The 25991-nt window shown below is 33.2% G+C and carries 26 protein-coding genes and 2 tRNA genes; 12 read left to right on the forward strand and 16 right to left on the reverse strand.

Annotated features, from left to right (window positions below):
- Positions 1 to 66 precede the first annotated feature (66 nt).
- The 3 genes from WN975_RS15425 to WN975_RS15435 all read right to left on the reverse strand — a co-directional run bounded on the left by WN975_RS15425 (position 67) and on the right by WN975_RS15435 (position 2339).
- Complete coding sequence (locus WN975_RS15425; protein ID WP_337967312.1) at positions 67 to 1017, reverse strand: ABC transporter ATP-binding protein; 951 nt, start codon at positions 1015 to 1017, stop codon at positions 67 to 69.
- A 105-nt stretch (positions 1018 to 1122) separates the two neighbouring features.
- Positions 1123 to 1818, reverse strand: coding sequence for an OmpA family protein (locus WN975_RS15430; protein ID WP_099709450.1), 696 nt, complete (start codon positions 1816 to 1818; stop codon positions 1123 to 1125).
- 17 nt (positions 1819 to 1835) lie between these two features.
- Complete coding sequence (locus WN975_RS15435) at positions 1836 to 2339, reverse strand: lipocalin family protein (protein WP_099712710.1); 504 nt, start codon at positions 2337 to 2339, stop codon at positions 1836 to 1838.
- A 205-nt stretch (positions 2340 to 2544) separates the two neighbouring features.
- Here WN975_RS15435 and htpG point away from each other — a divergent pair, with 205 nt between their 5' ends.
- The 4 genes from htpG (at position 2545) to WN975_RS15455 (ending at position 7709) form a co-directional block, all read left to right on the forward strand.
- A complete protein-coding gene (htpG, locus tag WN975_RS15440; RefSeq protein ID WP_337967313.1) occupies positions 2545 to 4428 on the forward strand; it encodes a molecular chaperone HtpG in 1884 nt (627 codons plus the stop codon).
- A gap of 196 nt (positions 4429 to 4624) precedes the next feature.
- Positions 4625 to 5890, forward strand: coding sequence for a patatin-like phospholipase family protein (locus tag WN975_RS15445; RefSeq protein WP_337967314.1), 1266 nt, complete (start codon positions 4625 to 4627; stop codon positions 5888 to 5890).
- 141 nt (positions 5891 to 6031) lie between these two features.
- Positions 6032 to 6859, forward strand: a complete 828-nt coding sequence (locus WN975_RS15450) for a hypothetical protein (protein WP_337967315.1) — start codon at positions 6032 to 6034, stop codon at positions 6857 to 6859.
- Positions 6860 to 6992: 133 nt separating this feature from the next.
- Positions 6993 to 7709 (forward strand): DUF4369 domain-containing protein, encoded by a 717-nt coding sequence (locus tag WN975_RS15455; RefSeq protein ID WP_337967316.1) that lies wholly within the window; start codon positions 6993 to 6995, stop codon positions 7707 to 7709.
- A 387-nt stretch (positions 7710 to 8096) separates the two neighbouring features.
- Here WN975_RS15455 and WN975_RS15460 read toward each other — a convergent pair whose 3' ends face one another.
- The 8 genes from WN975_RS15460 to idi form a co-directional block, all read right to left on the reverse strand.
- Positions 8097 to 8555 carry a DUF5362 family protein gene (locus tag WN975_RS15460; RefSeq protein ID WP_337967317.1) on the reverse strand — a complete coding sequence of 153 codons (459 nt, stop codon included), beginning with the start codon at positions 8553 to 8555 and terminating at the stop codon, positions 8097 to 8099.
- 387 nt (positions 8556 to 8942) lie between these two features.
- Positions 8943 to 9016: transfer RNA gene (locus tag WN975_RS15465), tRNA-Thr, on the reverse strand.
- Between the two features lie 103 nt (positions 9017 to 9119).
- Positions 9120 to 9193, reverse strand: a tRNA-Thr gene (locus tag WN975_RS15470).
- A gap of 78 nt (positions 9194 to 9271) precedes the next feature.
- Positions 9272 to 9538, reverse strand: a complete 267-nt coding sequence (locus WN975_RS15475) for a hypothetical protein (protein ID WP_026982865.1) — start codon at positions 9536 to 9538, stop codon at positions 9272 to 9274.
- Positions 9539 to 9595: 57 nt separating this feature from the next.
- Positions 9596 to 10564, reverse strand: a complete 969-nt coding sequence (locus WN975_RS15480; RefSeq protein WP_337967318.1) for a mannose-6-phosphate isomerase — start codon at positions 10562 to 10564, stop codon at positions 9596 to 9598.
- A gap of 63 nt (positions 10565 to 10627) precedes the next feature.
- Positions 10628 to 11086 carry a peroxiredoxin gene (locus tag WN975_RS15485; RefSeq protein ID WP_099709458.1) on the reverse strand — a complete coding sequence of 153 codons (459 nt, stop codon included), beginning with the start codon at positions 11084 to 11086 and terminating at the stop codon, positions 10628 to 10630.
- Between the two features lie 3 nt (positions 11087 to 11089).
- Positions 11090 to 11500, reverse strand: coding sequence for a 6-carboxytetrahydropterin synthase (locus tag WN975_RS15490; protein ID WP_065450939.1), 411 nt, complete (start codon positions 11498 to 11500; stop codon positions 11090 to 11092).
- A 23-nt stretch (positions 11501 to 11523) separates the two neighbouring features.
- Entirely contained in the window at positions 11524 to 12051 is a 528-nt protein-coding gene (gene idi / locus WN975_RS15495; RefSeq protein WP_099709459.1) for an isopentenyl-diphosphate Delta-isomerase, read from the reverse strand.
- A gap of 295 nt (positions 12052 to 12346) precedes the next feature.
- On the opposite strand from idi, the gene msrB reads away from it, so the two are divergent.
- The 4 genes from msrB (at position 12347) to WN975_RS15515 (ending at position 16486) form a co-directional block, all read left to right on the forward strand.
- Positions 12347 to 12901: a peptide-methionine (R)-S-oxide reductase MsrB gene (gene msrB, locus WN975_RS15500; RefSeq protein ID WP_337967319.1), complete on the forward strand. Its 555-nt coding sequence runs from the start codon at positions 12347 to 12349 to the stop codon at positions 12899 to 12901.
- 7 nt (positions 12902 to 12908) lie between these two features.
- A complete protein-coding gene (gene msrA / locus WN975_RS15505) occupies positions 12909 to 13517 on the forward strand; it encodes a peptide-methionine (S)-S-oxide reductase MsrA (protein ID WP_337967320.1) in 609 nt (202 codons plus the stop codon).
- A gap of 230 nt (positions 13518 to 13747) precedes the next feature.
- Positions 13748 to 15163: an aminopeptidase P N-terminal domain-containing protein gene (locus tag WN975_RS15510; RefSeq protein ID WP_337967321.1), complete on the forward strand. Its 1416-nt coding sequence runs from the start codon at positions 13748 to 13750 to the stop codon at positions 15161 to 15163.
- A gap of 363 nt (positions 15164 to 15526) precedes the next feature.
- Entirely contained in the window at positions 15527 to 16486 is a 960-nt protein-coding gene (locus WN975_RS15515) for a quinone oxidoreductase (protein ID WP_337967322.1), read from the forward strand.
- Positions 16487 to 16848: 362 nt separating this feature from the next.
- Here the strand turns inward: WN975_RS15515 and WN975_RS15520 are convergent, their stop codons facing one another.
- Together WN975_RS15520 and WN975_RS15525 are read right to left on the reverse strand one after the other, a co-directional pair.
- Complete coding sequence (locus tag WN975_RS15520) at positions 16849 to 17943, reverse strand: hypothetical protein (RefSeq protein WP_337967323.1); 1095 nt, start codon at positions 17941 to 17943, stop codon at positions 16849 to 16851.
- A gap of 6 nt (positions 17944 to 17949) precedes the next feature.
- Positions 17950 to 19509 carry an FAD-dependent oxidoreductase gene (locus WN975_RS15525; RefSeq protein ID WP_337967324.1) on the reverse strand — a complete coding sequence of 520 codons (1560 nt, stop codon included), beginning with the start codon at positions 19507 to 19509 and terminating at the stop codon, positions 17950 to 17952.
- Positions 19510 to 19937: 428 nt separating this feature from the next.
- Here WN975_RS15525 and WN975_RS15530 point away from each other — a divergent pair, with 428 nt between their 5' ends.
- On the forward strand, positions 19938 to 20177 hold the full coding sequence (locus tag WN975_RS15530; protein ID WP_099709466.1) for a hypothetical protein: 240 nt from the start codon (positions 19938 to 19940) through the stop codon (positions 20175 to 20177).
- A gap of 97 nt (positions 20178 to 20274) precedes the next feature.
- Here the strand turns inward: WN975_RS15530 and WN975_RS15535 are convergent, their stop codons facing one another.
- From WN975_RS15535 to recQ, 3 genes are read right to left on the reverse strand one after another with little or no spacing between them, the layout of a single operon-like run.
- Positions 20275 to 20697, reverse strand: coding sequence for a hypothetical protein (locus tag WN975_RS15535; protein WP_337967325.1), 423 nt, complete (start codon positions 20695 to 20697; stop codon positions 20275 to 20277).
- Between the two features lie 5 nt (positions 20698 to 20702).
- Entirely contained in the window at positions 20703 to 21467 is a 765-nt protein-coding gene (locus WN975_RS15540; RefSeq protein WP_337967326.1) for a hypothetical protein, read from the reverse strand.
- 7 nt (positions 21468 to 21474) lie between these two features.
- On the reverse strand, positions 21475 to 23670 hold the full coding sequence (gene recQ, locus WN975_RS15545; protein WP_337967327.1) for a DNA helicase RecQ: 2196 nt from the start codon (positions 23668 to 23670) through the stop codon (positions 21475 to 21477).
- 87 nt (positions 23671 to 23757) lie between these two features.
- Here recQ and WN975_RS15550 point away from each other — a divergent pair, with 87 nt between their 5' ends.
- The 3 genes from WN975_RS15550 to WN975_RS15560 are packed head-to-tail and all read left to right on the forward strand — an operon-like array spanning position 23758 to position 25884.
- Positions 23758 to 24723 (forward strand): KpsF/GutQ family sugar-phosphate isomerase, encoded by a 966-nt coding sequence (locus tag WN975_RS15550; RefSeq protein ID WP_337967328.1) that lies wholly within the window; start codon positions 23758 to 23760, stop codon positions 24721 to 24723.
- A complete protein-coding gene (gene tatC, locus WN975_RS15555) occupies positions 24723 to 25538 on the forward strand; it encodes a twin-arginine translocase subunit TatC (RefSeq protein WP_337967329.1) in 816 nt (271 codons plus the stop codon). The genes WN975_RS15550 and tatC overlap by 1 nt, the downstream gene beginning before the upstream one ends.
- Positions 25531 to 25884, forward strand: coding sequence for a carboxymuconolactone decarboxylase family protein (locus WN975_RS15560; RefSeq protein WP_007803834.1), 354 nt, complete (start codon positions 25531 to 25533; stop codon positions 25882 to 25884). Before tatC ends, WN975_RS15560 begins: the two co-directional genes overlap by 8 nt.
- Positions 25885 to 25991 lie beyond the last annotated feature (107 nt).

Consider the following 25991-nt stretch of genomic DNA (forward strand, 5'->3'; position numbering starts at 1 on the left):
TCGGGTTTCTTGTTTTATAACGTTAAAAAAGAATTATCTAATTATCAAATTGACACATTTTCTAATTTACAAATAATTTAAACCTAAGAAAATTTCCTGTTCAAGAGGCAAATCGATTTCACTTTCAAAAAACACCAATTGTCTTTTATAAACAGTTTCAATCAAATAATGATTTCCTCTAAAATAAGTTCTTCTAATTTTTACCGGTAAATTAGATTCTGTAACCATTTTAAATTGATGCGGATAAACTAAAGTTTTATGATTTTCATCTTCGTATGGAAGTAATAAATGCGTTGGAAGTTCATTTACTTCTCCAAAAAGCGATGCTACATATTTAGTTTCCGGATCTTCGTATATTTTTGTCGGATTGTCTTTAACGATAATTTCTCCGTTTCGCATTACAATCGCTTCATCTGCAAATGACAAAGCATCTGTACTATCGTGCGTTGCAATAATGCAGGTAATTCCTTTTTGTTTTAAGTATCGGAATAAATTTCGGCGTAAAGCATTTTTTCTAAAAGCATCGATTTGGCTAAAAGGTTCGTCCAATAAGATTACTTCCGGCTCTAAGGCCAAAACTCTCACTAAAGCGACTCTTTGTTGTTGTCCTCCACTTAAAAATTTTGCTTTTACATTAGAGAAAGATTCCATTTCTACCATTTCTAACAATTCCTGAACACGAAGTTTTTTCATGTTTGCGAAACCATTCGAAAGAAACTTTCCAACATTTTCGGCTACAGTTTCAAAAGGAGACAAATCAAAATCCTGAGCCAAATATTTCATATAAGGCATTCCGGGAATTAAATTATACTTTGGACCTAAAACAGGTTTTCCATCATAAAAAATCTTGCCTTCGTCGAGATCGTATAAACCGTATATTAATTTAAGAAGTGTACTTTTTCCGCAGCCACTTTCACCTATAATAGAAATATTGTCGCCTTTATTTACAGTAAAAGAAACGTTTTTTATAACAGGGTTTTCGGTGTACGAAAAAGAAATATTTTGAATGTCGAGCATGGGTTGTATTTGAAAGTCCAAATTTACAATGTTTAATTTCTAAAGTCAAAAAAAAGCTGCTTCAATTACGAAACAGCTTTTAAGAAATTTTATTGCGTCAGAAACTTATTTTCCGGCTTGAGCTTTTGCATCATTTACCATTTTGTCATTTGCAGTGATAGAAAACTCTACACGACGGTTTTGCGCTCTTCCTTCAGGAGAATCATTTGTTGCAATTGGATCAGCAATTCCTAAACCAGAAGTTTTGAAACGGCTTGATTTTAATCCTTTTGAAACTAAATAAGCTTGCACAGATGCAGCTCTTTGTCCTGAAAGTGTTAAGTTATATTCTGGTTTTCCAGTATTATCTGTATAACCAAAAATTTGAATATCTGTATCTCCGTATTCTGTAAATACAGGAATCAATTTATCTAAGTTAGCTTTTGCCTGAGATGTCAAAGTCGATTTGTTAGTATCAAAACGAACAGAGTTTTCATTCAAAGTTAAGTGAATTCCTTCCCCAACTCTTTCAACATCAGCTCCTGGTAAAGCCTGATCAATTTCACGGGCTTGTTTATCCATTTTGTTTCCAATAAGTGCTCCGGTTCCACCACCAACGGCAGCACCAATTGCAGCACCTAAAGCAGCATTACCTCCGTGACCTAAATTATTTCCTAAAATACCACCAATAATACCACCGGCAACTACTCCAATTCCAGCACCTTTTTGTGTGTTATTTGCATTTTTTACTGAATCACAACTTGTAAAAAAGCTTGCTAATACAAATAAACTACTTAGGCTTAAAACGGTTATCTTTCTCATATTTTTATCTTTTTATATTAATTAGCTCTTTGAAATTGGTAAGTTACATCCTTAACTTGTCCGCCAACATTGATATTGTCGATTAATTGGAACGAGTTATCAGTTAATCCGGCTACTTTAAGTAAATATCCTGATTTAACATTTTTAGATTTTAATCCCGGATCTACAATCTTAAGTACAAAAAGTCCCTGATTGTTGATACTCCAAACGATTGGAGAAGTAAAAGCTGTACAACTTGGCGCATTTAGAGCCATAGTACCTTTATTATTATTCGAAATAAAGTTCCATGTACTTCCAATAAAACATTTAGAATCTGCAAGATCAAACGAATTTACTTTGATATAGTCTGAACCTGGATAAGATACATTTGTAAGTACCCAATTTCCTTTAAGTGCTACTTGAGTAGGTCTGTCAAGTTTAGTCGATAGTGTAGGTGCTTCTGTAGAAGCTGTTGTAGACGAAGCTGATTTGCACGCGAAGAACATCGTGGCGATCAAGCAAATGAAAATAACTTTCTTCATTTTGTACATTTTTTTTAAGTTAATACTGACACGTTTAACAATTATTATAGTACAAAGATACAATTCATAGGAATATCTTGAGTTCCAAAATCTGATTATTTTCTTTCAAAATTAACACTTACGCCATTTTGTCACCCAAAAAACAATTGGTATTCTATTTGAAGAAATGAGTATCATCACATTAAACTAAAAAATAAAAATAAATATGACAACAGGTAAAATTAATGTTTCGGTAGAAAACATCTTTCCCTTAATCAAAAAGTTCTTGTACAGCGATCACGAAATCTTTTTACGTGAGCTGGTTTCGAACGGAACAGACGCTACTTTAAAATTAAAACACCTAATTAGTATTGGCGAAGCTAAAGTAGAATACGGAAATCCGGTAATCGAAATCAAAGTTGACAAGGAAGGAAAGAAAATCCACATCATTGACCAAGGTTTAGGAATGACAGCTGATGAAGTTGAAAAATACATCAATCAGGTTGCTTTTTCAGGAGCTGAAGAATTCCTGGACAAATACAAAGATTCTGCAAAAGATTCTGGAATTATTGGTCATTTTGGTCTTGGTTTTTATTCTGCATTTATGGTTGCAGAGAAAGTAGAAATCATTACAAAATCATACAAAGACGAACCTGCAGCACACTGGACATGTGACGGAAGCCCTGAATTTACTTTAGAACCGGCTGACAAAACTTCACGTGGTACAGAAATCATCTTACATATCGCTGAGGATTCTCTTGAATTTTTAGAAGATTCTAAAATCAGCGGATTATTGAATAAGTATAACAAGTTTATGCCTATTCCAATTAAATTTGGATCAAGAACAGAAACACTTCCAAAACCGGAAGATGCTCCTGAAGATTATATCAACGAAACAGTTGAAGTTGATAACATCATCAATAATCCAAATCCAGCATGGACAAAACAACCAAGTGAATTATCTGATGAAGATTACAAAAACTTCTACAGAGAATTGTATCCAATGCAATTTGAAGATCCGTTATTCAACATTCATTTAAATGTAGATTATCCTTTTAACTTAACCGGAATTTTATATTTCCCTAAGTTAGGTTCGGATATGCAAATTCAAAAAGATAAAATTCAATTGTACCAAAACCAAGTTTACGTTACTGATAATGTAGAAGGAATTGTACCTGAATTTTTGACAATGTTAAAAGGAGTTATTGATTCTCCGGATATTCCATTAAACGTTTCTCGTTCTGGTTTACAAGCAGATGGTGCAGTTAAGAAAATTTCGAACTATATCACTCGTAAAGTTGCTGATAAACTAAAAGCTTTATTCAACGAAAACCGTGCTGATTTTGAAGCAAAATGGAACGATATTAAAATCGTTTTAGAATACGGAATGCTTTCTGAAGATAAATTCTACGAAAAAGCTGGTGCGTTTGTTTTATATCCAACAGTTGATGATAAATATTTTACTCTTGAAGAATTAAAAGAGAACTTAAAAGAAAATCAAACTGATAAAGACGGAAAACTAGTTGTTCTTTATGCTGGAAACAAAGATGCTCAACACTCTTATATTGAAACAGCAAAAGAAAAAGGATACGAAGTTTTACTTTTGGATTCTCCAATTATTTCGCATTTGATTCAAAAAATTGAAGGAGATAATAAGGACGTAACTTTTGTACGTGTGGATTCTGATCATATTGATAATTTAATCAAGAAAGACGAAAACACTATTTCTAAGTTATCTGATGAAGAAAAAGAAACACTTAAAACTTCATTAGAAGCTTATATTCCAAAAGCATATTCTGTACAATTGGAAGCTATGGATAGTCAAGCTGCTCCATTCATTATCACGCAACCAGAATTTATGCGTAGAATGAAAGAAATGAGTCAGTCTGGTGGTGGCGGAATGTTCGGAATGGGAAATATGCCGGAAATGTACAATTTGGTTGTAAACACAAATTCTGATTTAGCAACAAGTATCTTGAATACTGAAGACAAAACACATCAGGAACATTTGGTAAAACAAGCTTTAGACTTAGCTAAATTATCGCAAAACCTATTAAAAGGAGAAGCTTTAACTGCTTTTGTAAAAAGAAGTTTCGAAATGATTAAATAAGATTTTACAAAAATCTATCCCGAAAACCTGCAAGTTATACTTGCAGGTTTTTTTACGCTTTATTTTAACACATTCAACATCAATAAATTACGTTTAAAAAAGGGTATTTCTCCCCTTTCCTGAGAAGAATGATTTCTATAATTTTATTGTCCCACAAACACAACTCACTGAAAATCAATATTTAATTCTCGAAATCATGGACAAAAGAAAATTTACTGAAAACGGAGAAGTCTTAACCATTCTAAAAGAATTAAAAGAAGAAATAAAGAATAAAAAATTCTCAGATATTATAGACAATAATAATTGCCAATATGTAGATCTAGTACAAGAAGGCGGCGGCGTATTAGGTATTGCTTTGGTTGGCTATGTTTATGTTCTTGAACAAGTAGGAATTCGTTTTCTAAGTCTTGCCGGAACTTCAGCCGGAAGTATTAATACGATGCTAATGGCCGCGGCAGGAACTTGCGACATTCAAAAATCAGAATGGATATTAGATTGTCTTTGCAATAAAAACTTATATGATTTTGTAGACGGAGATCATGATGCACGCGAATTTATCGACGCATTATTAAGCGATTCCAGTAATCTGAAATTAATTTTAAAAGGAAGTCAAGTCGTTGATAATTTCAAAGATGATCTTGGATTAAATCCCGGTAAAAATTTTCATCAATGGATGTCAAATCTTCTTTCACAAAAAGGAATAAAAAATTATGCCGATCTTAAAGCTTTAAGATTAAAAGGAGTTTCGGATGACAATCAATTGTTCAGAATAAATCAGAAAAACCAAGGCGACAAAGAAATCTACAACCGACCTGATCATTGGAGCGAAATGGCAATAATTGCAGCAGACATTACAACTGAAAGCAAGATTGTATTTCCAAAAATGATCGATTTATTTTATTCAAATCCAGATGTTCAGAATCCCGCCGATTTTGTTCGGGCTTCAATGTCGATTCCGCTTTTCTTCACGCCTTTTAAAATTCAGAATATTCCCGGAGGAATTGATGCCTGGAACAAATGGAACGAAGCTACATGTTTGAGAACTTCCGTTCCGTCTGAAATTATGTTTATGGATGGAGGAATAATTTCGAATTTCCCAATTGATATTTTCCACGAAAATCTCACCGTTCCTGCCTCTCCTACTTTTGGAATTAAACTGGGATATGATAAAAACGAAATCAATAAAAACGAAAAAATAACCAATGTCATAAGTTCCATGTTTGATACAGCAAGATATGGTTACGACTCAGAATTTTTGAGAAAGAATCCTGATTTCAAAAACCTCATTGGATATATTGATACCGGAAGCCACAATTGGCTAAACTTCAATTTGACCGAAGACGCAAAAATTGATCTCTTTATTCGCGGAGCCCAAAAAGCAGCAGAATTTTTAACCAAATTTGATTGGGAAAAATACAAAGACATCAGAAGAGCCAAAAGTGAGTATTACAAAACAGTTTAAAAAATGAATCAACTATAAAACATTATTCCATAAAATAACGTTTATAAAATCCTGTAAGTCTAGCTTATAGGATTTTTTTATTGCAATTCATTTTTTTTATTACATTTGAATGCCTTTTATCTAACTTAAACAAAAACCATTATGAAAAAAAAGATCTTTTTATTTCTGGCTGTTACCGCAACAGCACTAACTTATGTTTCTTGTTCTAACAATGACAGCGTTGTTGAGCAAACTGATGTAACCGCAATTGGAGCATCTGTTGCAATTGACGCCGCAAACGACATGGACGTTACAACGGGATTACTTGTAACAAAACCAAATCCTTCGACAGCAAAATCAACTGAAACTCCGGTAACAGGAATTTGCGCTACAATTACAGTATCACCAGCAACAGACACTTATCCAAGAGTATATACTCTAGATTATGGATCTACAGGATGTACAAACAATCAACTTACAAGAAAAGGAAAATTAAAAATTACACTTACTGGACCAATAGCTACAACTGGAAGCAAAATGACAATTGAGAGAATCGATTATTCAATCAATGCATTAAAACTAGAAGGAACTATTGAATACACAAATACTACAACGACTCCAACTGTACCACAATGGACGAGAAAAGTAACCAACGGAAAATTGACTGATTCACAAGGACATGTATTTACAACTTCAGGTTTGCACACTGTAAAACAAACTGCAGGCGTTGACACTCCTTTTGTATTAGATGATAATGTTTACGAAATTACTGAAGGAACTCACGTAGTTGGTACTGAAAAAGGAGGAACATTAACCTTAACGGTTGGAGAATCATTGGTAAAAAAATATTCTTGTTTGTTTGTTTCTAAAGGAAAACTAAAAGTTCAGGGAGGCGCCTTAAACGGAGTTATTGATTTCGGAAACAATGAATGTGATAGTGTATATACTTACACTCATGAAAACGGAACTGTATTTACTTTAGGAATGTAAAAGAATTTTCTTCCATAAATTATAAGAATCCCAATCTATTTCAAGATTGGGATTTATTTTTTAGCAAAATTTAACAACTACATCTATACATTCAAACTATTTTCTTTATTTTGCAGCCAAATCTAAAAAACCAATGAAAAAATCAATTATTGCCTTTGTTACTCTCGCTGTATTAGCATCTTGTAGCAAAAAAGAATCTACAGACAACTTACATATTACAGGAAATATAAAAGGATTAAAAAAAGGAACTTTATATATTCAAAGAATTGTTGATACTTCGCTTGTTGCTATTGACAGCATCAAAATCGACGGAAACTCAGCTTTTGAAAGTGATATAAAATTAGAATCTCCAGAAATGTTGTATTTATTCCTTGATCGCGGAGTAACTAATTCATTAGACAATAACATTTTGTTTTTTGCAGAACCAGGAAACATCAACATTGATACTAATCTTGATAATTTTATTTACAGTGCAAAAATCACAGGATCTAAAAATCAGGAATTATACGATCAGTATCAAAAAATAAATTCTCGTTTTATCGAAGAGAATCTTTCTTTGGTTGAACCAAGATTTAAAGCTATCAAAAGAAAAGATCAAAAAGCAATTGATAGTATTGATGCAAAACAATCTTCAAATATCAAAAGAAAATATCTATACGCTACAAACTTTGCGATCAACAACAAAGATCACGAAATCGCACCTTATATTGCATTAGCTGAGATTTATGATATCAATATCAAATTCCTTGATACGATTCAAAAATCAATGACTCCAAAAGTAGCTCAATCACTTTACGGAAAAAAGCTAACAAAATATGTTGCTGAAATTAAAAAACAACAGCAAAAATAGATTTTCGAAAAGCATAAAAAAAGTCCTGAATATATATTCAGGACTTTTTTTATATAGATTATTTTAAGCTTATTTTCCTTTTAAGATTTTCTCTATAAATGAAACATATATAATCTTGTCATTTCGGCGAAGGAGACCCGAGCGATAGCGAACAGACGAAGTAAATCTCTACGAGAAGCTCGACAAAGATTAGCGATTTTCTTTGTCGAGTTTCTGGCGTTTTATCTTTGTCAAAGTTTAAAACTTTGACAAAGATTTCGTCACGATAAGCTTTTTGATTTTGCATAAAGTTTATCACAAATGAAAAACAAAACAAAAATCGCATTTACACAAAAAGAGGCTGCCTTTTAAGACAACCTCTTTTATTATATAAATATTGAAAATAATTCAACCTCTCAATACAGCGCCAAGAATTGCAAATACAATTATAAGTCCGTACAATACTAAGATAGCAATTGTCAAAATACCAATAAATTTATAGTGTGATTTTAGATATCCAAAAGAATTCGTCAATGCTTCTGAATCATTATCTCTAAAAGCTCTTTTGGCATTTACTGCAAACTTATTTAGATAATAAACCGGGAAAAAGTAAATTACCGCTATAACAACATATACAACTGCCATTATTATTCCAAAAGAACCTCCCATTCCTCCCATTCCAGGCATAGTATTTCCCATTGCCGAAAAAATGCTTCCTGCAAAAACAGCAAATATTAGCATAAGTCCAATTCCAACAAAGCCTAAAATCGATAAAAAGTTGGCCCATTTTGCGGTTTCTTTCAAAAAGTCTTTTGCAGTTTCGTTTAGCTGCAATTCAAATTTTTCAAATACAGAAGTTTCTTCCATGTTTATTATTATTTTTTTGGTTAAGCAACAAACATAAGAAAAATATTATGGTATTCACTCGATCAATACAAAAACCTGTGGAGTTATAAAAACTAAGGATGAATCTAACCGCAAAGTACGCTAAGATTCTTATCTAATAGTAGCTGTAAAAAACACAAAGTTCTCATTTCGACGGAGGCGACCCGAGTCATAACCAACAGACGAAGTAAATCTTCACAAGAAGCTCGACAAAGATTGGAATCCCGTTGCGGAGTTACTTACGAAGATTTCTCGTTCCTCGAAATGAAAAACCTGATAGGTTTTAAAAGATTCTGCACCAAGATATGTGATTTACTTTAAGTATAAAGCAAAAAAAAACCACCACTAAAAAGTGATGGTTTTCCGTTGAGCCGGCGGAGGGACTCGAACCCACGACCTGCTGATTACAAATCAGCTGCTCTAGCCAACTGAGCTACGCTGGCGACTCATTACGGGTGCAAATATAAAATGGATTTTTGTAATTTCCAAAATAAATTTACTGCTTATTTTATTAAAAAACCACCACTTAAAGTGATGGTTTTGTTGAGCCGGCGGAGGGACTCGAACCCACGACCTGCTGATTACAAATCAGCTGCTCTAGCCAACTGAGCTACGCTGGCGACTCATTACGGGTGCAAATATAAAGCGGTTTTTCGTTTTACCAAAATAAATTTGCACTTTTTTATACTTTTTTTTGCTTACAATTCGTTGATTTTAGCAATCAATTGATTAGCAGTTTCTTCCAATTCAACATTGATTTGTTTGAAGTGTGCTTTTTTGTTTTCAACGTTCTTAGCATTCACTTTAGTGATCAAAGTATCAAAAGCTGCAATAGCCTGATCGATCAAAGCATTCGTTTCTGGAGTAGGATTTCCTGTTGTAGACATTTCAAATAAGTAAATTGCCTCAATAATATCTCCTAATACGAAGTTGATGTCTTTCTTTAAATTTTTAACGTTTGCCATTTTTATTTTTATTTTAATTTGCGACTGCAAAAGTACACATAATCTTTTTATTAAGTGCTATGAAATGTAAATTTCTAAAATTGAAGCATTTCCGCTTAAGAAAAATGCATTTATCTCAGCAGGAACTAAAACGGTATCTCCTTTTTGATATACATCTTTAAAACCATCATATTCGATTTCAAAACTTCCTTCGATACACATATAAACGGTAAAAGTCGCTCCGGATTTAGAAACCTCTATTTTATCTTGCAACGGAATAAAATTGGTGGTAAAATAAGGACAATCAACAACTACATTTGAAGTATCTGCTTTTGTCTCGTATTTTTTTTGTGTATCAACCTTATTATAGTTTATAGCATCAAGCGCTAAATCTACATGAAGTTCTCTTTTATTTCCATTAGCATCAACGCGATCAAAATCGTATAAACGATACGTAATATCAGAGGTTTGCTGAATTTCAGCAACCACAAGTCCGGCGCCAATAGCATGAACAGTTCCGGTTTCTAAAAAGAAAACATCACCAACTTTTGCTTTCACAGTATCTAAAATAGAAACCAATGTATTATTGTGTAAATGTTCTAAATATTCTTCTTTACTTGAATCTTCTTTAAAACCAACAATAATTCTTGCATCAGTATCAGCTTGCAGAACGTACCACATTTCGGTTTTACCAAAAGAATTGTGACGTTCTTTTGCTAATTTATCATTTGGATGAACTTGTATCGAAAGATCTTCGCGAGCATCCAGATATTTAAAAAGTAACGGAAACTGTTTTCCAAAACGCTTATAAACTTCTGTTCCCAGAATTTCGCTTGGCGTTTCATCAATAAGATCCATTAATGATTTTCCTTTCAAAGTTCCATTAGCAATAACACTTACATCGCCTTCTACGGTAGACAATTCCCAGCTTTCGCCAGTAATTTTAGAAACGATAGGTTTATTAAGGACTGTTTTTAGTTTTTCTCCTCCCCAAATTCTTTCTTTCAGAATTGGTTCAAATTGTAATGGATATAATTTTGGCTTCATAAATATATTTGTTTGGCTAATATCATTATTAATTAAACACTGATGTAATACTATTTTTTAGTTTTACGATACTAATTCTTTAATAGTCTCAAGTGCTTTCGGGATGTGTTTTGCAGCATTCATACTATCAAAAATCAAAATAACAACGCCATTTCGATCAATAACATATGTTACTCTTCCTGGCACAAGGCCAAATAAAGTGTCACGAACGCCAAAAAGGTGTCGTAATCTTTTATCCTGATCTGATAACAGTATAAAAGGCAATTGATGTTTTTTGGCAAATTTTTGATGTGATTTTATACTATCACTGCTTATACCAATAACCTCAGCTCCCAAGTCTTTGAAATCTTCGTATTGATCTCTAAAACTACAAGCTTCGGTAGTACAACCAGGCGTATTATCTTTTGGGTAAAAATAAATCACGAGTGGTTTTCGTCCCAAAACACTTTGGCTTTCAAAAACTTCACCATGACTATCTTTTGCAGTAAAATTCGGAACTATATCTCCTATTTTTAATGACATTTATTATTCTCCTTTATAAGTTACAAAATTGCGGTCCGTTTCATTCAAAACGATTTCTAAGTCAAAATCGGGCTGAATTCTTTTTCTAATTTTATTCCATATCACAACTGCGATATTCTCTGCAGTTGGATTCAAATCCTGAAATTCCGGAACATCCAGATTCAGATTTTTGTGATCAAACGGTATTTCCACTTCTTCGAGTATAATATCCGCTAATACTTTCACATCTAAAACAAAACCAGTTTCTGGGTCAATTTTTCCTGTAACACTTACTGTTAAACCATAATTATGACCATGAAAATTAGGATTGTTACATTTTCCAAAAACGGCATTATTTTTTTCAAATGTCCAGTCTTTTCTATGCAATCGATGTGCAGCATTAAAATGTGCTTTTCTTGATATGGTTACTTTCATTTAGGTTTTTGGTTGTTATGGTTTTATATTTTATGGTCTTCTAAATAATGATAAAATTCATCAAAAATTATTTTGAACCAAACGGTATAAATCTCGGGCTGTTTTTCAATATCACTTTTTACATCTTCAATCTTCATCCATTTCCAGGCTTCGACTTCTTCGAAGTTTATATCTGGATTCTCATTATAATATCCAATCATAACATGATCTAATTCATGTTCTGTAAGACCATTATCAAAAGGAGCTTTGTAAATAAAATGAAATAGTTCTTTCAATTCTGTTTTAAAACCCATTTCTTCAAACAATCGTCTGCTTCCTGCTTCAATATTCGTTTCGCCTTCACGCTGATGACTACAGCAAGTATTTGTCCAGAGTAAAGGTGAGTGGTATTTTTGATGGGCACGCTGCTGTAGCATAATCTCGTTTTTACTATTTAAAATAAAAACCGAAAAAGCGCGATGTAATAGTGCTTTTTCATGTGCTTCTAATTTTGGCATTAAGCCAATTTGCTCATCATTTTGATTAACTAGTATTACGTTTTCTTCTATCATTAGGGCGTTTTGTACAAACAAAAATACGAAAAAAGAAATGGCTTGAAAATCCTAGAAAAGATTGTGAAAAGTTTAACGAGCATTGCATTTTATACAAAACTGATTTACAATTGTTTGCAACTACTCACCTTCTTAAAAACCTTTAAAAATAAGACATAAAAACTGCAACTTGTTATTTTTCGTAAATAATAAAAAGTTAAAACATACTTAAATAAATCTGAATTGTAAAGTACACGACATTTCGAGGTAAAATCTCGTCGTATCTTTGAAATACAGAATTAAAGCACTCAAAACAATGAAAACAAAAACTCAAATCTTTAGCCTTTGCTTTTTAATTCCGCTTTTTATTCTACAAGCATGTGGACAAAGCGCAAAAAAACAAAATACAAAAACAGTGGTCATGGAAAACAAAATCTCTAAACCTGGAAATCCTTATTATTCGAATACAGATACCACGAAACTAAATGTGAGTAATGCCGAATGGAAAAAAGTACTTCCGGATGATGTGTACGCCGTAATGCGTGAAGCAGATACCGAAAGACCTTTTACAGGAAAATATTGGAAAACGGATGAAAAAGGAACTTACTATTGCGCTTCCTGCGGAAATTTACTTTTTAGATCCGGCGCCAAGTTTGCAAGCAGCTGCGGATGGCCAAGCTTTTTTGAACAAGACAACAAAAACAGCGTGGTTTACAAAAATGATAATTCTCTGGGAATGGAAAGAATCGAAGCGCTTTGTGGTCGTTGTGGCGGGCATTTAGGGCATTTATTTGATGACGGACCTGCTCCAACCGGAAAACGTTATTGCATGAATTCGATTGCATTAGATTTTATTCCTGATAACAAATAATAAAGACATGAAAAATACCATATTGATTTGCCTTTTTGCCTTATCCTTACACGGATTTGCGCAAAATAAAAAAGCCTCAAACCTTGAAACGATTACTCTTGGCGGAGGATGTTATTGGTGCGTAGAAGCTGTTTACGAAAATCTCGACGGAGTAAAATCTGTTGTTTCGGGATTCTCAGGAGGAAAAGTAGCCAACCCAACTTATGAAGAAGTTTGCACGGGAACAACCGGTCATGCCGAAGTCGTACAAATTACCTTTGACAAAAACGTAACCGATATAAACGAAATCTTTAAAGTTTTCTTCACCGTTCACGATCCAACAACTTTAAACCGACAAGGCGCAGATGTTGGAACACAATATCGTTCTGTGATTTTTTATAAAAATGAAGAACAGAAAAAAGCAGCGCAAAGTATTATCGCGGATCTTAACAAAGCAAAAGTTTACGATAGTCCGATTGTGACAAAAATAGAACCTTTTAAAGCTTTCTATAAAGCCGAAGATTATCATCAGAATTATTATGCAAACAATAAAAACCAGCCGTATTGCAAAATGGTAATTCAGCCTAAAATCGAGAAATTCGAAAAGGTTTTTAAAGACAAATTAAAAAAGAAATAAAAATACTTTATCTGGTTAATAATAGTTGCCGTCCATTTTATGGACGGTTTTTTTATGTTTTTTTTTGCCACGAATTTCACGAATTGGCACGAATTATATTTTTACGTTCAGAATATAAAAATTAGTGCCAATTCGTGAAATTCGTGGCGAACTCTTTTTCAGAAATCAATTCATATTTTTTGTATTTTGCGACAACAAATCAATCAAAAACCAAAACTAAAAACCACCAAATGAAACAATTATTCCTATTCTTTGTTTTCTTAATTACTGTTAATCAAATTCATTCACAGGAAAATCTGCCAACAGATTATCTTTCAAAAGAATTTCACAAAGGCCGAAGAGAAGCTTTCAGAAATCTTATGCCTGCCAATTCTGTAGCGGTAATTTTTTCTTATCCCGAAAGAGTTTTCTCAAAAGATATTAATTACAACTTTCATCAAAATCCTGATTTATATTACTTAACCGGATACAAAGAACCAGATGCTGTTTTGTTAATTTTCAAAGAAACTCAAGGAACTGATCAAACCTATAATGAAGTATTTTTTATAAGAGAAAGAAATGCCGGAAGAGAAATGTGGACAGGAAGACGACTTGGTGTTGATGGCGTAAAATCTCAATTGGGAATTTCCACCGTTTACAACGGAAAAGATTTTAAGGATTTCGCGATTGATTTAAAAAAATTCGATAAAATAATTTATGACAATATCCCTGTAGATATTAGAAATAATACATCAGGTTTTGACCTTTTTGGATTATTGCAAACCTTCAAGACTAAAGCCGGAATCACAAAAGAAGATGATGCTTCTTTAGAACTTTTCAGATCAATTACATCTACGCTTAGAGAAATCAAAACTCCTGAGGAAATGGAATTAATGCGTAAAACCGTTAAACTTTCCTGCATTGCACACAACGAAGTTATGAAAGCCGTTGGTCCAAATATGAGCGAAAATGAAGCTGACGGAATTCACGCTTATATTCACCGCAGATATGGTGCCGAAGGCGAAGGTTATCCACCAATTGTTGGTGCCGGAGCAAACGGATGTATTTTACATTATGGAGAAAACAACAGCACAAAAATTGACAATCAATTACTATTAATGGACGTTGGATCTGAATATCACGGTTATTCCGCGGATGTTACCAGAACAATTCCCGCAAACGGAAAATTCACCGAAGAACAAAAAGCCATTTACCAATTAGTTTATGATGCTCAGGAAGCCGTTTTCAAAATCTGTAAAGAAGGAACGCCTCTTGCAGATCTAAATAATACAGCAAAAGATGTTCTGGCAAATGGTTTAATAAAATTAGGAATCATCACAGATCCAAAAGACGTAAAACTTTATTATCCGCACGGTTGTTCTCACTTTCTCGGCTTAGATGTTCATGACAAAGGAAATTATAGCGGTCCAAAAAGTGGTCTTAAAGAAAATATGATTATCACCGTTGAACCTGGAATTTACATTCCTGCAAATAGTAAATGCGATAAAAAATGGTGGAATATTGGTGTTCGTATCGAAGATGACATTGCAATCAAAAAAGATTCATATGAAAATTTATCTGCCGAATCTCCAAGAAAATGGCAAGATATCGAAAAACTTGCGGCTCAAAAAAGCGTATTAAACGAAATAAAATTACCTAAGATATAGTACAACCTTGAAATCTTATTTACTAAACACATAGAAACTTAGAAAATAAAATCCGTTTTTATCTGCGTTTTACGAAGTAAATCTGTTTTATCCGCGTCAAAATTAGACACTGATTTTACTGATTCGCTAAAGCGAAAACGCTGATAAAAACGGATTTTTCTAATTACTTTCTTGATTAAAGTTAAGTGATTTTGTAGATTTCCACTTAACTTAACAACATTGCCCGAAGCTTCGGGACTAACTATGTAAAAGAAATGTATTTCTTTTATATTGTTTTAACCTATAAAGAAAAATCTATGTTTCTATGTGTTTAAAAAAGACAACGGATTTTTACCGTACTTTGTATTCTTAAACACATTAAAAATGAAAGCACTTACCTTCTCCTCTTTCGGAGATTCTGATGTTTTGGAATATATCGAAATTCCGAATCCGCAATTAAAAAAAGATGAAATTCTAGTCGAAATGAAAGCCATCGGATTAAATTTTGCCGATGTTTACAGACGAAAAGGAAACTATCATTTAAAAGGAAATCCACCTTTTATTGCAGGTTACGAAGGTGCCGGAATTGTTGTTGATGCTAATAATCATCCCGAATATAAAATTGGAGATCGCGTAGCTTTCGCCGATGTTCCATTTGCAAACGCTGAGTTTGTTGCCGTTAATACAAATCATGTTCTTCCTTTGCCCGAAGCTATTTCTTTTGAAACTGCTGCTTCTATTTTACTACAAGGTTTAACCGCACATTATTTAGCAACAGATAGTCATAAAACACAAAAAGGCGAAACCGTTTTAATTCATGCCGTTGCTGGCGGAGTTGGTCAGTTTCTAACACAAATCAGTAAACTTTTGGGAGCGACTGTTATTGGTTTAACCTCTTCTTCAGACAAAGCAAAAGTTGCACTTGAACAAGGCGCAGATCACGTTTTTCTATATAATGAAGATTGGAAATCAGATATTTTTAAAACGATTCCAAAAGGTGTCGATGTAGTTTACGACAGCATCGGAAGCACATTAACAGAAAGTTTTGAAGTCACAAAAGAATGCGGACAAGTTGTTTTCTTCGGAATGGCGGGCGGCGATCCTGAACCTGTAAATCCAAGAATGTTAATGGACACTTCAAAAACATTAACCGGAGGAGATTTATGGAGTTATTTGAATTCGAAAGAAGAAAGAATCAAAAGAGCCAATCAATTATTCTCTTGGATTATCGAAGGAAAAATTACACTTTCAACACCAACTTCTTTCAAATTATCAGAAGGAAAACTAGCGCACGATTATCTTGAAAGCCGAAAAAGCACAGGAAAAATAATTTTGATTCCGTAAGTAATAATCTGGGCGTGCCACCAATAAAAAAAGGGGCTGACTATGCAATCGCTTAGTCGCCCCTTTTTTTATTGATGTCGGACTTTCACTTCCGCCGCGGCGGATTAGCTCTATCCCTCACGCGTAAATAGTTTTCAGTTTTCAGTCTCAGTTTACCAAGTAATCTTGTCATTTGGACAGAGGAGAAATCACACTCGGGATTCGCGACAAAGATTGGCAAATTTCTTTATAGAGTTTCTAGTATGATTTCTCCTTCGTCGAAATGACATAAAATGAGCATAAAAAAATCCGTTTTTATCTGCGTTTTCGCATAGCGAATCCGTTTTATCCGCGTACTTTCTTTCCCTAAAACTCAACCCAATTTACAACTGATTAATTTCAATCTTAGTCAATTCAGATAATTCTAAAATTCGACCAACATCATTTTTATTCGCCACAAAAAACAAATAATTATCTCCGTGCGTATCGTAAGTCATTAATTCGAGATCACGTTTCTCTAAAGCCGATTGAATATAAGGAAACAAATCATGACTATAGGTTTCTTCCGGATATTCGAAATTAAGATCTTCACCAATCATTTCCGAAATGAAATATTCTGCATCTTCAGGATCGAATTTCCAATCACTATTCCAGCAATCTATACTTTCAAAAAAACTCCAATGATTTTCAACGATTTTGTGATACGCTTTTGATTCTTTTTCAAAATTCTTAAAAAGCTTTTTAGATTGCTTCTGAAGCAACTTTTCTTCGACATTTCCTCTTGAAACCAACCTAATAAATTCCTCAAAAGTTTCCTGAGTAATCTCAACATCTTCCGGTAATAAATTTTCTTGAGAAGGAAGTTCTATACTTTCCGGTAATTCTATTTCTAAGTATTGACAAATTCCCTGCAAAACTCTTCCGAATTCTTTAAAACCTATTTTCTGAGTGTCGTTTTTCGGATCATTTATATCAATAAATTCAGCATCTAATATTCCTTTTGTATAATCCAGAAAATAACTATTGTTATAAATCATTCTAAAATCATTTGTCTCTAAACTATTTGTACAGCAAAAGAAAATGATAAAATTATGCAAAACATGTTTGAGATACTTTTTCGTTTCTGGAGTCGGCTCTGTGTAAAACTGAACATGAATATAATCAAATTCTAATTCTGCCTGAATATCTTCTTCAGAAACAGCTCCGATATTAAGCTTTTTATAGATTTCATTTAAGACTTCATAAGCATTTTTAAAACCTGCTTTCTTAATTTCGCTTTGCGCATCTTCATTATTAAATGAATTTGGAAACGAATACAAATTCACTGAAACCGTATCATAAATCCCTTTCAATTTAATCTCTAATCTATTTTCTCCATTATATAAAGAACTATAAATAGAATCAATAACATCAAAAGAAATGATTGATTTAGGATCGTTATTTCTGCCAAAAAAATTAGAGAAGAAGTCTTTTATCAAAATATACTATTTTAAAGTTTCAGCAATCATCAAAGCGCATTTTTCGCCATCGATTGCTGCCGAAATAATTCCTCCCGCATAACCCGCTCCTTCTCCGCAAGGATACAAACCTTTTATTTGCAAATGCTCATAAGTTATTGGATCTCTTGGAATACGAACCGGAGATGAAGTTCTACTTTCCGGAGCATGCAAAATTGCTTCATTGGTCAAATAACCACGCATAGATTTTCCGAATTCTTTAAATCCTTCACGTAGAATTTGCGATAAGAAACCAGGAAAAACCTGTCCCATTTCTACAGAAGTAGTTCCGGGAACATAAGAAGTTTTAGGAATATCTGCCGAAACTTTATTTTGAGTAAAATCAACCATTCGTTGTGCTGGAACTTTTTGAGTTTCTCCAGCCAAATGCCACGCTTTTTGTTCGATACTTTTTTGGAATTCCATTCCTGCCAAAGCTCCAAATTTTGCAAAAGGTTTAAAATCTTCCAATTTCAACTCAATTACAATTCCCGAATTTGCCGTAACCTGATCACGCTTAGATGGCGACCAACCGTTTGTAACTACTTCGCCCGGACTTGTCGCACAAGGCGCAATTACACCACCCGGACACATACAAAATGAATACATTCCGCGTCCGTTTACTTGTTTAACAATAGAATATGGCGCCGGTGGCAAATGTTCGCCACGATAGTCACAGCTATATTGAATACTATCTATTAATTGTTGCGAATGTTCTGCGCGAACTCCTAAAGCAAAAGGTTTTGCTTCTATAAAAATTTTCTTTTTATCTAATAATTCAAAAATATCACGCGCCGAATGTCCGGTTGCTAAAATCAATTTATTAGCCAGAATCTTATCTCCAGTTTGCGTTACAATTCCTTCGACTTCATTATTCTTTACCAAAATATCAGTTACTTTAGTATCAAACAAAACCTGACCTCCAAATTCGATAATTTTGTTTCGGATATCTTCGATAATTTTTGGCAATTTATTAGTTCCGATATGCGGATGTGCTTCTACCAAAATATCTTCAGAAGCTCCAAAAGCAACTAAAAGTTCCAGAATTCTGGTTACGTCTCCACGCTTTTTAGAACGTGTATATAATTTTCCATCCGAATAAGTTCCTGCTCCACCTTCGCCAAAGCAGTAATTAGAATCTTCATTAACCAAATGATCAACATTTATTGCCTTTAAATCACGTCGTCTTCCACGAACATCTTTTCCACGTTCGATTAATATTGGCTTTAAGCCTAATTCGATTAATTGCAAAGCAGCAAAAAGTCCAGCCGGACCTGCGCCAACAACAATCACTTCTTGTGAAGATGAAACGTCCTTATATATAGGTAGCTCAATTTTTGTTTCCTGAAAAGGCTCTCCTTGCAGATAAATAATAACTTTCAGATTGATTTTTATCGCTTTTTGACGCGCATCAATTGATCGTTTTAGAATAGAAACATGCTGAATTTCCTTAGCAGAAACTTTTATCTGTTTAGACAAATAGTCTTTAAGCAATAATTCGTTTGCAGCAATTTCTGGAGTTACCTGAAGTAAAAGTTCTCTTGGCATTTTATTTTATTTATTCAATTAGCTTTTCTATCTATGAAAAGAACATGCAAAAATAACACTTTGAAATGACTTTATATAATTAACCGCAAAGTGCGCTAAGTTTTTTTAAAGTATGATTTTACAAAAACGCAAAGTTCACAAAGCTTTCTGTTGATATAGCTTTGCGAACTTTATGTTTTCTATTCGTAAAGAAAAATTAAATCTTAGCGCACTTTGCGGTTAATTACGCAGCAACTTTTCTCTTCTTCGTAAAATCTTTAATATTCATTTTAAGCCACAGATTACTTTGGATTAAAATGATTTCTTTTAAGAACAGTTAGACGCACTGCTGTGCGCCTCTACAGAAAAAAACTCAGATCCTCAAAACCTTTTTTTTCAAACTAACCTTTGTACCTTTGCCACTCTCAACCTTTGCACCTTTAAAAAAAATGTCTAGAAAAATAAAATTGATTTGGGATTTTCGTGGTCCGGCTTCTGCAAAAACAGCCGAACATCATGAAATTCATCTAAAAGAATATATCGCGATAGAAAAACTTCCGCTGAATATTACGGGTTTTAAAATCATAAACGAAATGCAAGCTATTGCTTTTATGGTTGTAACCGATGAAAATATGATCCAAGTACGAGATGCTTTGAAACCGCATCGTGGGGAAATATATGAAGAATAAATCCCCATTATTTGAGGAATTTCAATAAAAAAAGTCCAAACTCCAACCTTTTACAGCAATTGGAATTTGGACTTTTTTATTGAAATCTTGAATTCTGTTATTTTAAATCAAGTTTATAATCACTAAATATATAGGTATTATTATCTTTTCCTGTAAGCTTGATACTTTTAAATTCTACAGATTCTTCACCGTTTACTTTATAAGAATAAACATCTATATCTTTGGTGCTTGATGCTGCTTCATAGAACTTACCATCTTCTGTCCACCATTTTCCTTTTTCAGTAAGAGTCTGAATTTCGCAATCTTCCTTTGCTGTAAACATTATTACATATGTTCCATCTGCAAATCTTTGTTGTATCCAATGTTTTTCAACACCTTCTATTTGTGCGTCTTTTTCAAAGCCTTTCCAAATACCAACTAACTTAGCATCGTTATCTTTTTTATCGATTGAAAAACTAAAAATTGAAATTACTATTACTATTAAAGTAATTATTTTAAAAAATGGAGATACTTTTTTCATAAATATTAATTAGTTGGGATTTCTATTGTCTTCATATAATCAGATAGAAAAGCAAACATAAAAGAATCGATTTGCTTATCTGCCCTAAACTCAGCTTCTTTTTTCTTTAAAGACTGATTTTCTTTTCCAATACCAGGATTTCCAATCAGGAAACTAGAATTCGACATACCTATTTCTCCTTCACCAACTGTTTCGTCTTTAAATTGTTTAACTTGAAGTTTATATTCCTCAGTTCTTTTATAATACTTGAAATAATCAATTTTAAATTTCTGAAATTCCTTTGTCGTAAATTTTTTCGACTTAATATTGATTCCGTTTTTTATTTCTATAAGATTATAATTTTCATAAAGAGAACTATAACCCATATGAACATATTCAACTATATTTCCTGAAGCACATATCAACAACCCGGAATAAAAATTGCATTCAAAATTAGATTTCTCTCCAAAAACATCTTTATAGATAGACGTCATGAAAAAATCTGTTTCACCTTTACCATTCTCTTTATAATTTTCCTTGTATATATTTTCAACAACCAGCTTTCCATCCAGAAATTTAAAAAAGGCAATATAACCTCTCCAATTTCCAGTCGAAACGGTAGTTGTTAAATTTCCTGGCATGGGATGTATCTTAAAATATTCTTGCAAAGGATTTGACTGAATTCGTAAAGTATCTTTATCAATAATCAAATAATCCGGAACCTGAGCGGTTGCAAACGACTTGGTTGATATTAATACAAAAAAGACAACAAGAGCTTTTAAAAACTTCATAAATATTCTAGTTCGCTACTTCGCTAATAAATTTAATTCGCATTAAGCGTAATTCATCAATATCATAATCACCATCAAATTCTTTAAGTGCATCTTCGATTTTATCTGATTCTGATTCCATGAAATAATCGTGAATTTCTTCTTGCTGATCATCGTCAAGCATATCATCAACCCAATATTTAATATTCAGTTTTGTACCTGAATAAACGATTTGCTCCATTTCTTTAATTAAGGCATCCATAGACAACCCTTTTGCAGAAGCAATATCATTCAATGATAACTTTCTATCTATATTTTGAATGATATATAATTTATTGGCAGAATTTACTCCTGTAGATTTCACTACAAGATCGTCTGGACGAATAATATCATTATCTTCTACATAACGACTGATTAAAGCAACAAATTCTCCTCCGTACTTCTTAGCTTTACCTTCTCCAACTCCGTGAATATTGTATAACTCTGTTAAAGTCATTGGATATTTTAGCGCCATATCTTCAAGTGAAGGATCCTGAAAAACAACAAATGGAGGAACTCCTAGTTTTTTGGCTACTTTTTTACGAAGTTCACGCAACATTCCCATTAAAACTTCATCGGCAGTACCTGATGATTTTGATGCTGTTACGATTGCTTCATCTTCAGTTTCATTGTATTCATGGTCTTCAGACATCATGAAAGATTCTGGTTTTTTAATGAAATTCAAACCTTCTTTGGTGATTTTCACTACTCCATAAGTCTCAATATCTTTAGACAAATAACCTGCAACTAAAACTTGTCGAAGTAATGCCATCCAATATTTCTCGTCATGATCTGAACCTGATCCAAAAAAGGATTGCGTATCTGTTTTATGCGCTTTAATTACAGCGTTTATACGACCAATTAATGTAAATACAATTTCTTTTGATTTATAAATATGTTTGGTATCGCGAACGATTTCCAACAATTTAACGACTTGTTCTTTGGCTTCAATTCTTGTTTTAGGATTGCGAACGTTGTCGTCCATATCTGCACCTTCGCCAGTTTCACTATCGAATTCTTCACCAAAATAGTGCAATAAGAATTTTCTACGCGACATTGAGGTTTCGGCGTAAGCCACAACTTCCTGCAATAAAGCAAAACCAATTTCCTGTTCAGCAACTGGTTTTCCGGACATAAATTTCTCTAACTTTTCTACATCTTTATAGGAGTAGTAAGCCAGACAATGTCCTTCGCCTCCATCACGTCCGGCACGACCAGTTTCCTGATAATAACTTTCGAGTGATTTTGGAATATCATGATGAATTACAAAACGAACGTCTGGTTTGTCGATTCCCATTCCGAAAGCAATTGTTGCTACAACCACATCTACGTCTTCCATCAGGAACATATCCTGATGTTTGGCGCGGGTTTTAGCATCTAAACCTGCATGATAAGGAACGGCGCTTATTCCGTTAACTTGCAAAACTTCGGCAATCGATTCTACTTTTTTACGGCTTAAGCAGTAAATAATTCCCGATTTGCCTTTATGTTGTTTGATAAATCGAATAATATCCGACTCAATATTTTTAGTTTTTGTGCGAACTTCGTAGTATAAGTTCGGTCTGTTGAATGATGCTTTAAAAGTATTTGCATCAGACATATCAAGGTTTTTCAGAATATCTTCCTGAACTTTTGGGGTCGCAGTTGCGGTAAGTCCAATAATTGGCACTTTACCTAATTGCTTAATTATATTTTTCAGATTTCGGTATTCAGGCCTAAAATCATGGCCCCATTCTGAAATACAATGTGCTTCATCAATCGCTACAAATGAAATTGGCACGCTTTGCAAAAAGGCCACATATTCTTCTTTAGTCAAAGATTCTGGTGCAACATACAAAAGTTTAGTTAAACCAGAAGTGATGTCTTTTTTTACTTGCGCAATTTCTGTTTTGGTAAGAGAGGAATTTAGCACATGCGCAATTCCGTTTTCTGAAGAAAGGCTTCGAATAGCATCAACTTGATTTTTCATCAAAGCAATTAAAGGAGAAACAACAATAGCTGTTCCGTCCTGAATTAAAGCGGGTAATTGATAACAAAGAGACTTTCCACCGCCTGTTGGCATAATTACAAAAGTATTCTTTTTATCTAAAATACTCGTAATGACTTGCTCCTGCAAGCCCTTAAATTGGCTAAAGCCGAAATACTTCTTTAATTCCTTGTGTATTTCAATTTCGTTTGAATTCATTCTTTATATTAATGGATATTTTGTATAAATTTGCAACACATAAAGATACAACTTTCTTTTATACATACAAATTTTAAATATTCTGTTTTGATCACAAAAGAAAATATATTGGCTATCGCCAAAAAAACCATACTCTCTGAAAGTGAAGCAATTACAAAGTTAATTGATTTTTTGGACGAAAATTTTTACGAAGCAACACAACGTATTTATGAAACCAAAGGCCGATTGATCGTTACAGGCATTGGAAAAAGCGCCATTATTGCTCAAAAAATGGTTGCTACTTTTAACTCAACAGGAACACCTTCTATGTTTCTACATGCTTCAGAAGCTATTCATGGAGATTTAGGAATGATACAAAAAGAAGACATCATTATTTGTATTTCAAAAAGCGGAAATAGTCCCGAAATAAAAGTTTTAGTACCTTTATTAAAACGTTTTGGAAATATTTTAATTGCGATTACCGGAAATATTACTTCGGCTTTAGCCAAAGGTTCTGATTATGTTTTGAACACAACGGTTGAAATAGAAGCTTGCCCAATAAATTTAGCGCCAACAAACAGTACTACAGCACAACTTGTAATGGGTGACGCACTTGCAGTTTGTTTAATGGAAATGCGTGATTTTAAACCTGAAGATTTTGCAGTTTATCATCCTGGCGGCGCTTTAGGAAAAAAACTATTGCTTCGTGTAAAAGATATGATCGAGCATTCATTAAAACCTCAAGTTACTCCGGAAACTTCGGTAAAAAAGGTAATTTTTGAAATCTCAGAAAAAAGATTAGGCGTAACAGCCGTTATCGAAAATGATAAAATTATCGGAATTATTACTGACGGAGACATCCGAAGAATGCTAAATGACGTAGATACTATTGCAGACTTAACAGCAAAAGATATTATGTCGAAAAACCCTAAGTTTGTATCTTCAGAAACTATGGCGGTTGACGCCTTGAATATTTTAGAAGATTTTTCAATAACACAACTGATTGTCTCAGACAACGGCGAGTACAAAGGAGTATTACATTTACATGACATTTTAAAAGAAGGAATCGTATAATGGCAAAAAAAAACCTTGGCGAGATGTCATTTTTAGACCATCTTGAAGAATTAAGATGGTTATTAGTTAGGAGTACAATTGCAATTTGCATCATGGCATTTTTCACTTATTTTATTAGTGATTATCTATTTGATCAAATTATTTTAGGTCCAATAAGACCAACATTTTTTACTTATCGCTGGTTTTGTGATTTATCACATCAATTAGGATTTGCTGACAGTATTTGTATTACTGAACTGAATTTTATTATTCAGAATACAGAAATGGAAGGTCAGGTAAACATATTCGTCTGGATGTGTCTTTTGGCCGGATTCATTTTAAGTTTTCCTTATATTTTATGGGAAATCTGGAAATTTATCAGCCCGGCATTATATGAGAAAGAGCGTAAAAATGCAAAAGTATTTATCTTCGTTTCCTCTTTACTTTTCTTCTTAGGAGTATTATTTGGTTATTATGTTGTAATTCCAATGTCGGTAAATTTCGTTGCCACTTTCTCTGTGAGTGATGTTGTAAAAAACCAATTTACACTTGACTCTTATATGGGAATGGTAAAAACAAGTATTCTTGGAAGTGCTGTGTTTTTTGAATTACCAATTGCAATTTATTTCTTAACTAAATTAGGATTAGTAACGCCTCTTTTCTTAAGAAAATATTGGAAATATGCCGTAGTAATCATCTTGGTTATCGCTGCAATCGTAACTCCTCCAGATGTAGTAAGTCAAACTATTGTAGCAATACCAATGTTACTTATCTACGAAGTGAGTATTCTGATTTCGAAGGTTGTTTATAGAAATAAAATGAAAGAAAATGTCTGATATCATACAAGAATTTAACGACTACCGTTCTAAAATGAACGAAAAATTATTAGCTGACAATAACAAAATTGTTAAGCGAATTTTTAATCTTGACACGAATGCATATGCTCCCGGAGCGCTTGATGTAAAGACAAAAGAACTTTTAGGATTAGTAGCTTCGGCGGTTTTACGTTGTGATGATTGTGTAAAATATCACTTAGAAACCAGCCATAAAGAAGGTGTTACCAAAGAAGAAATGATGGAAGCAATGGGAATCGCAACTTTGGTTGGAGGAACAATTGTAATTCCGCATTTAAGAAGAGCTTACGAATTTTGGGAAGCTTTGGAAGAAGAAGCTGCAAATTAGAAAATGTGGTAATTTGATAATTAGATAATTTCTTGAAATGTTCTAATTGTTTAATTCTGAAGTACAAATTCTAAATTTTGAAACGCAATAATTTGTTAATTGATTTA

The sequence above is a fragment of the uncultured Flavobacterium sp. genome (assembly GCF_951805225.1).
In the GTDB taxonomy this organism is placed as follows: Bacteria; Bacteroidota; Bacteroidia; order Flavobacteriales; family Flavobacteriaceae; genus Flavobacterium.

Bases quoted from the DNA above. Each gene is read 5' to 3' on its own strand.
- WN975_RS15425 (WP_337967312.1), bottom strand. From the start codon at position 1,017: ATGCTCGACATTCAAAATATTTCTTTTTCGTACACCGAAAACCCTGTT.
- WN975_RS15430 (WP_099709450.1), bottom strand. From the start codon at position 1,818: ATGAGAAAGATAACCGTTTTAAGCCTAAGTAGTTTATTTGTATTAGCA.
- WN975_RS15435 (WP_099712710.1), bottom strand. From the start codon at position 2,339: ATGAAGAAAGTTATTTTCATTTGCTTGATCGCCACGATGTTCTTCGCG.
- htpG (WP_337967313.1), top strand. From the start codon at position 2,545: ATGACAACAGGTAAAATTAATGTTTCGGTAGAAAACATCTTTCCCTTA.
- WN975_RS15445 (WP_337967314.1), top strand. From the start codon at position 4,625: ATGGACAAAAGAAAATTTACTGAAAACGGAGAAGTCTTAACCATTCTA.
- WN975_RS15450 (WP_337967315.1), top strand. From the start codon at position 6,032: ATGAAAAAAAAGATCTTTTTATTTCTGGCTGTTACCGCAACAGCACTA.
- WN975_RS15455 (WP_337967316.1), top strand. From the start codon at position 6,993: ATGAAAAAATCAATTATTGCCTTTGTTACTCTCGCTGTATTAGCATCT.
- WN975_RS15460 (WP_337967317.1), bottom strand. From the start codon at position 8,555: ATGGAAGAAACTTCTGTATTTGAAAAATTTGAATTGCAGCTAAACGAA.
- WN975_RS15475 (WP_026982865.1), bottom strand. From the start codon at position 9,538: ATGGCAAACGTTAAAAATTTAAAGAAAGACATCAACTTCGTATTAGGA.
- WN975_RS15480 (WP_337967318.1), bottom strand. From the start codon at position 10,564: ATGAAGCCAAAATTATATCCATTACAATTTGAACCAATTCTGAAAGAA.
- WN975_RS15485 (WP_099709458.1), bottom strand. From the start codon at position 11,086: ATGTCATTAAAAATAGGAGATATAGTTCCGAATTTTACTGCAAAAGAT.
- WN975_RS15490 (WP_065450939.1), bottom strand. From the start codon at position 11,500: ATGAAAGTAACCATATCAAGAAAAGCACATTTTAATGCTGCACATCGA.
- idi (WP_099709459.1), bottom strand. From the start codon at position 12,051: ATGATAGAAGAAAACGTAATACTAGTTAATCAAAATGATGAGCAAATT.
- msrB (WP_337967319.1), top strand. From the start codon at position 12,347: ATGAAAACAAAAACTCAAATCTTTAGCCTTTGCTTTTTAATTCCGCTT.
- msrA (WP_337967320.1), top strand. From the start codon at position 12,909: ATGAAAAATACCATATTGATTTGCCTTTTTGCCTTATCCTTACACGGA.
- WN975_RS15510 (WP_337967321.1), top strand. From the start codon at position 13,748: ATGAAACAATTATTCCTATTCTTTGTTTTCTTAATTACTGTTAATCAA.
- WN975_RS15515 (WP_337967322.1), top strand. From the start codon at position 15,527: ATGAAAGCACTTACCTTCTCCTCTTTCGGAGATTCTGATGTTTTGGAA.
- WN975_RS15525 (WP_337967324.1), bottom strand. From the start codon at position 19,509: ATGCCAAGAGAACTTTTACTTCAGGTAACTCCAGAAATTGCTGCAAAC.
- WN975_RS15530 (WP_099709466.1), top strand. From the start codon at position 19,938: ATGTCTAGAAAAATAAAATTGATTTGGGATTTTCGTGGTCCGGCTTCT.
- WN975_RS15535 (WP_337967325.1), bottom strand. From the start codon at position 20,697: ATGAAAAAAGTATCTCCATTTTTTAAAATAATTACTTTAATAGTAATA.
- WN975_RS15540 (WP_337967326.1), bottom strand. From the start codon at position 21,467: ATGAAGTTTTTAAAAGCTCTTGTTGTCTTTTTTGTATTAATATCAACC.
- recQ (WP_337967327.1), bottom strand. From the start codon at position 23,670: ATGAATTCAAACGAAATTGAAATACACAAGGAATTAAAGAAGTATTTC.
- tatC (WP_337967329.1), top strand. From the start codon at position 24,723: ATGGCAAAAAAAAACCTTGGCGAGATGTCATTTTTAGACCATCTTGAA.
- WN975_RS15560 (WP_007803834.1), top strand. From the start codon at position 25,531: ATGTCTGATATCATACAAGAATTTAACGACTACCGTTCTAAAATGAAC.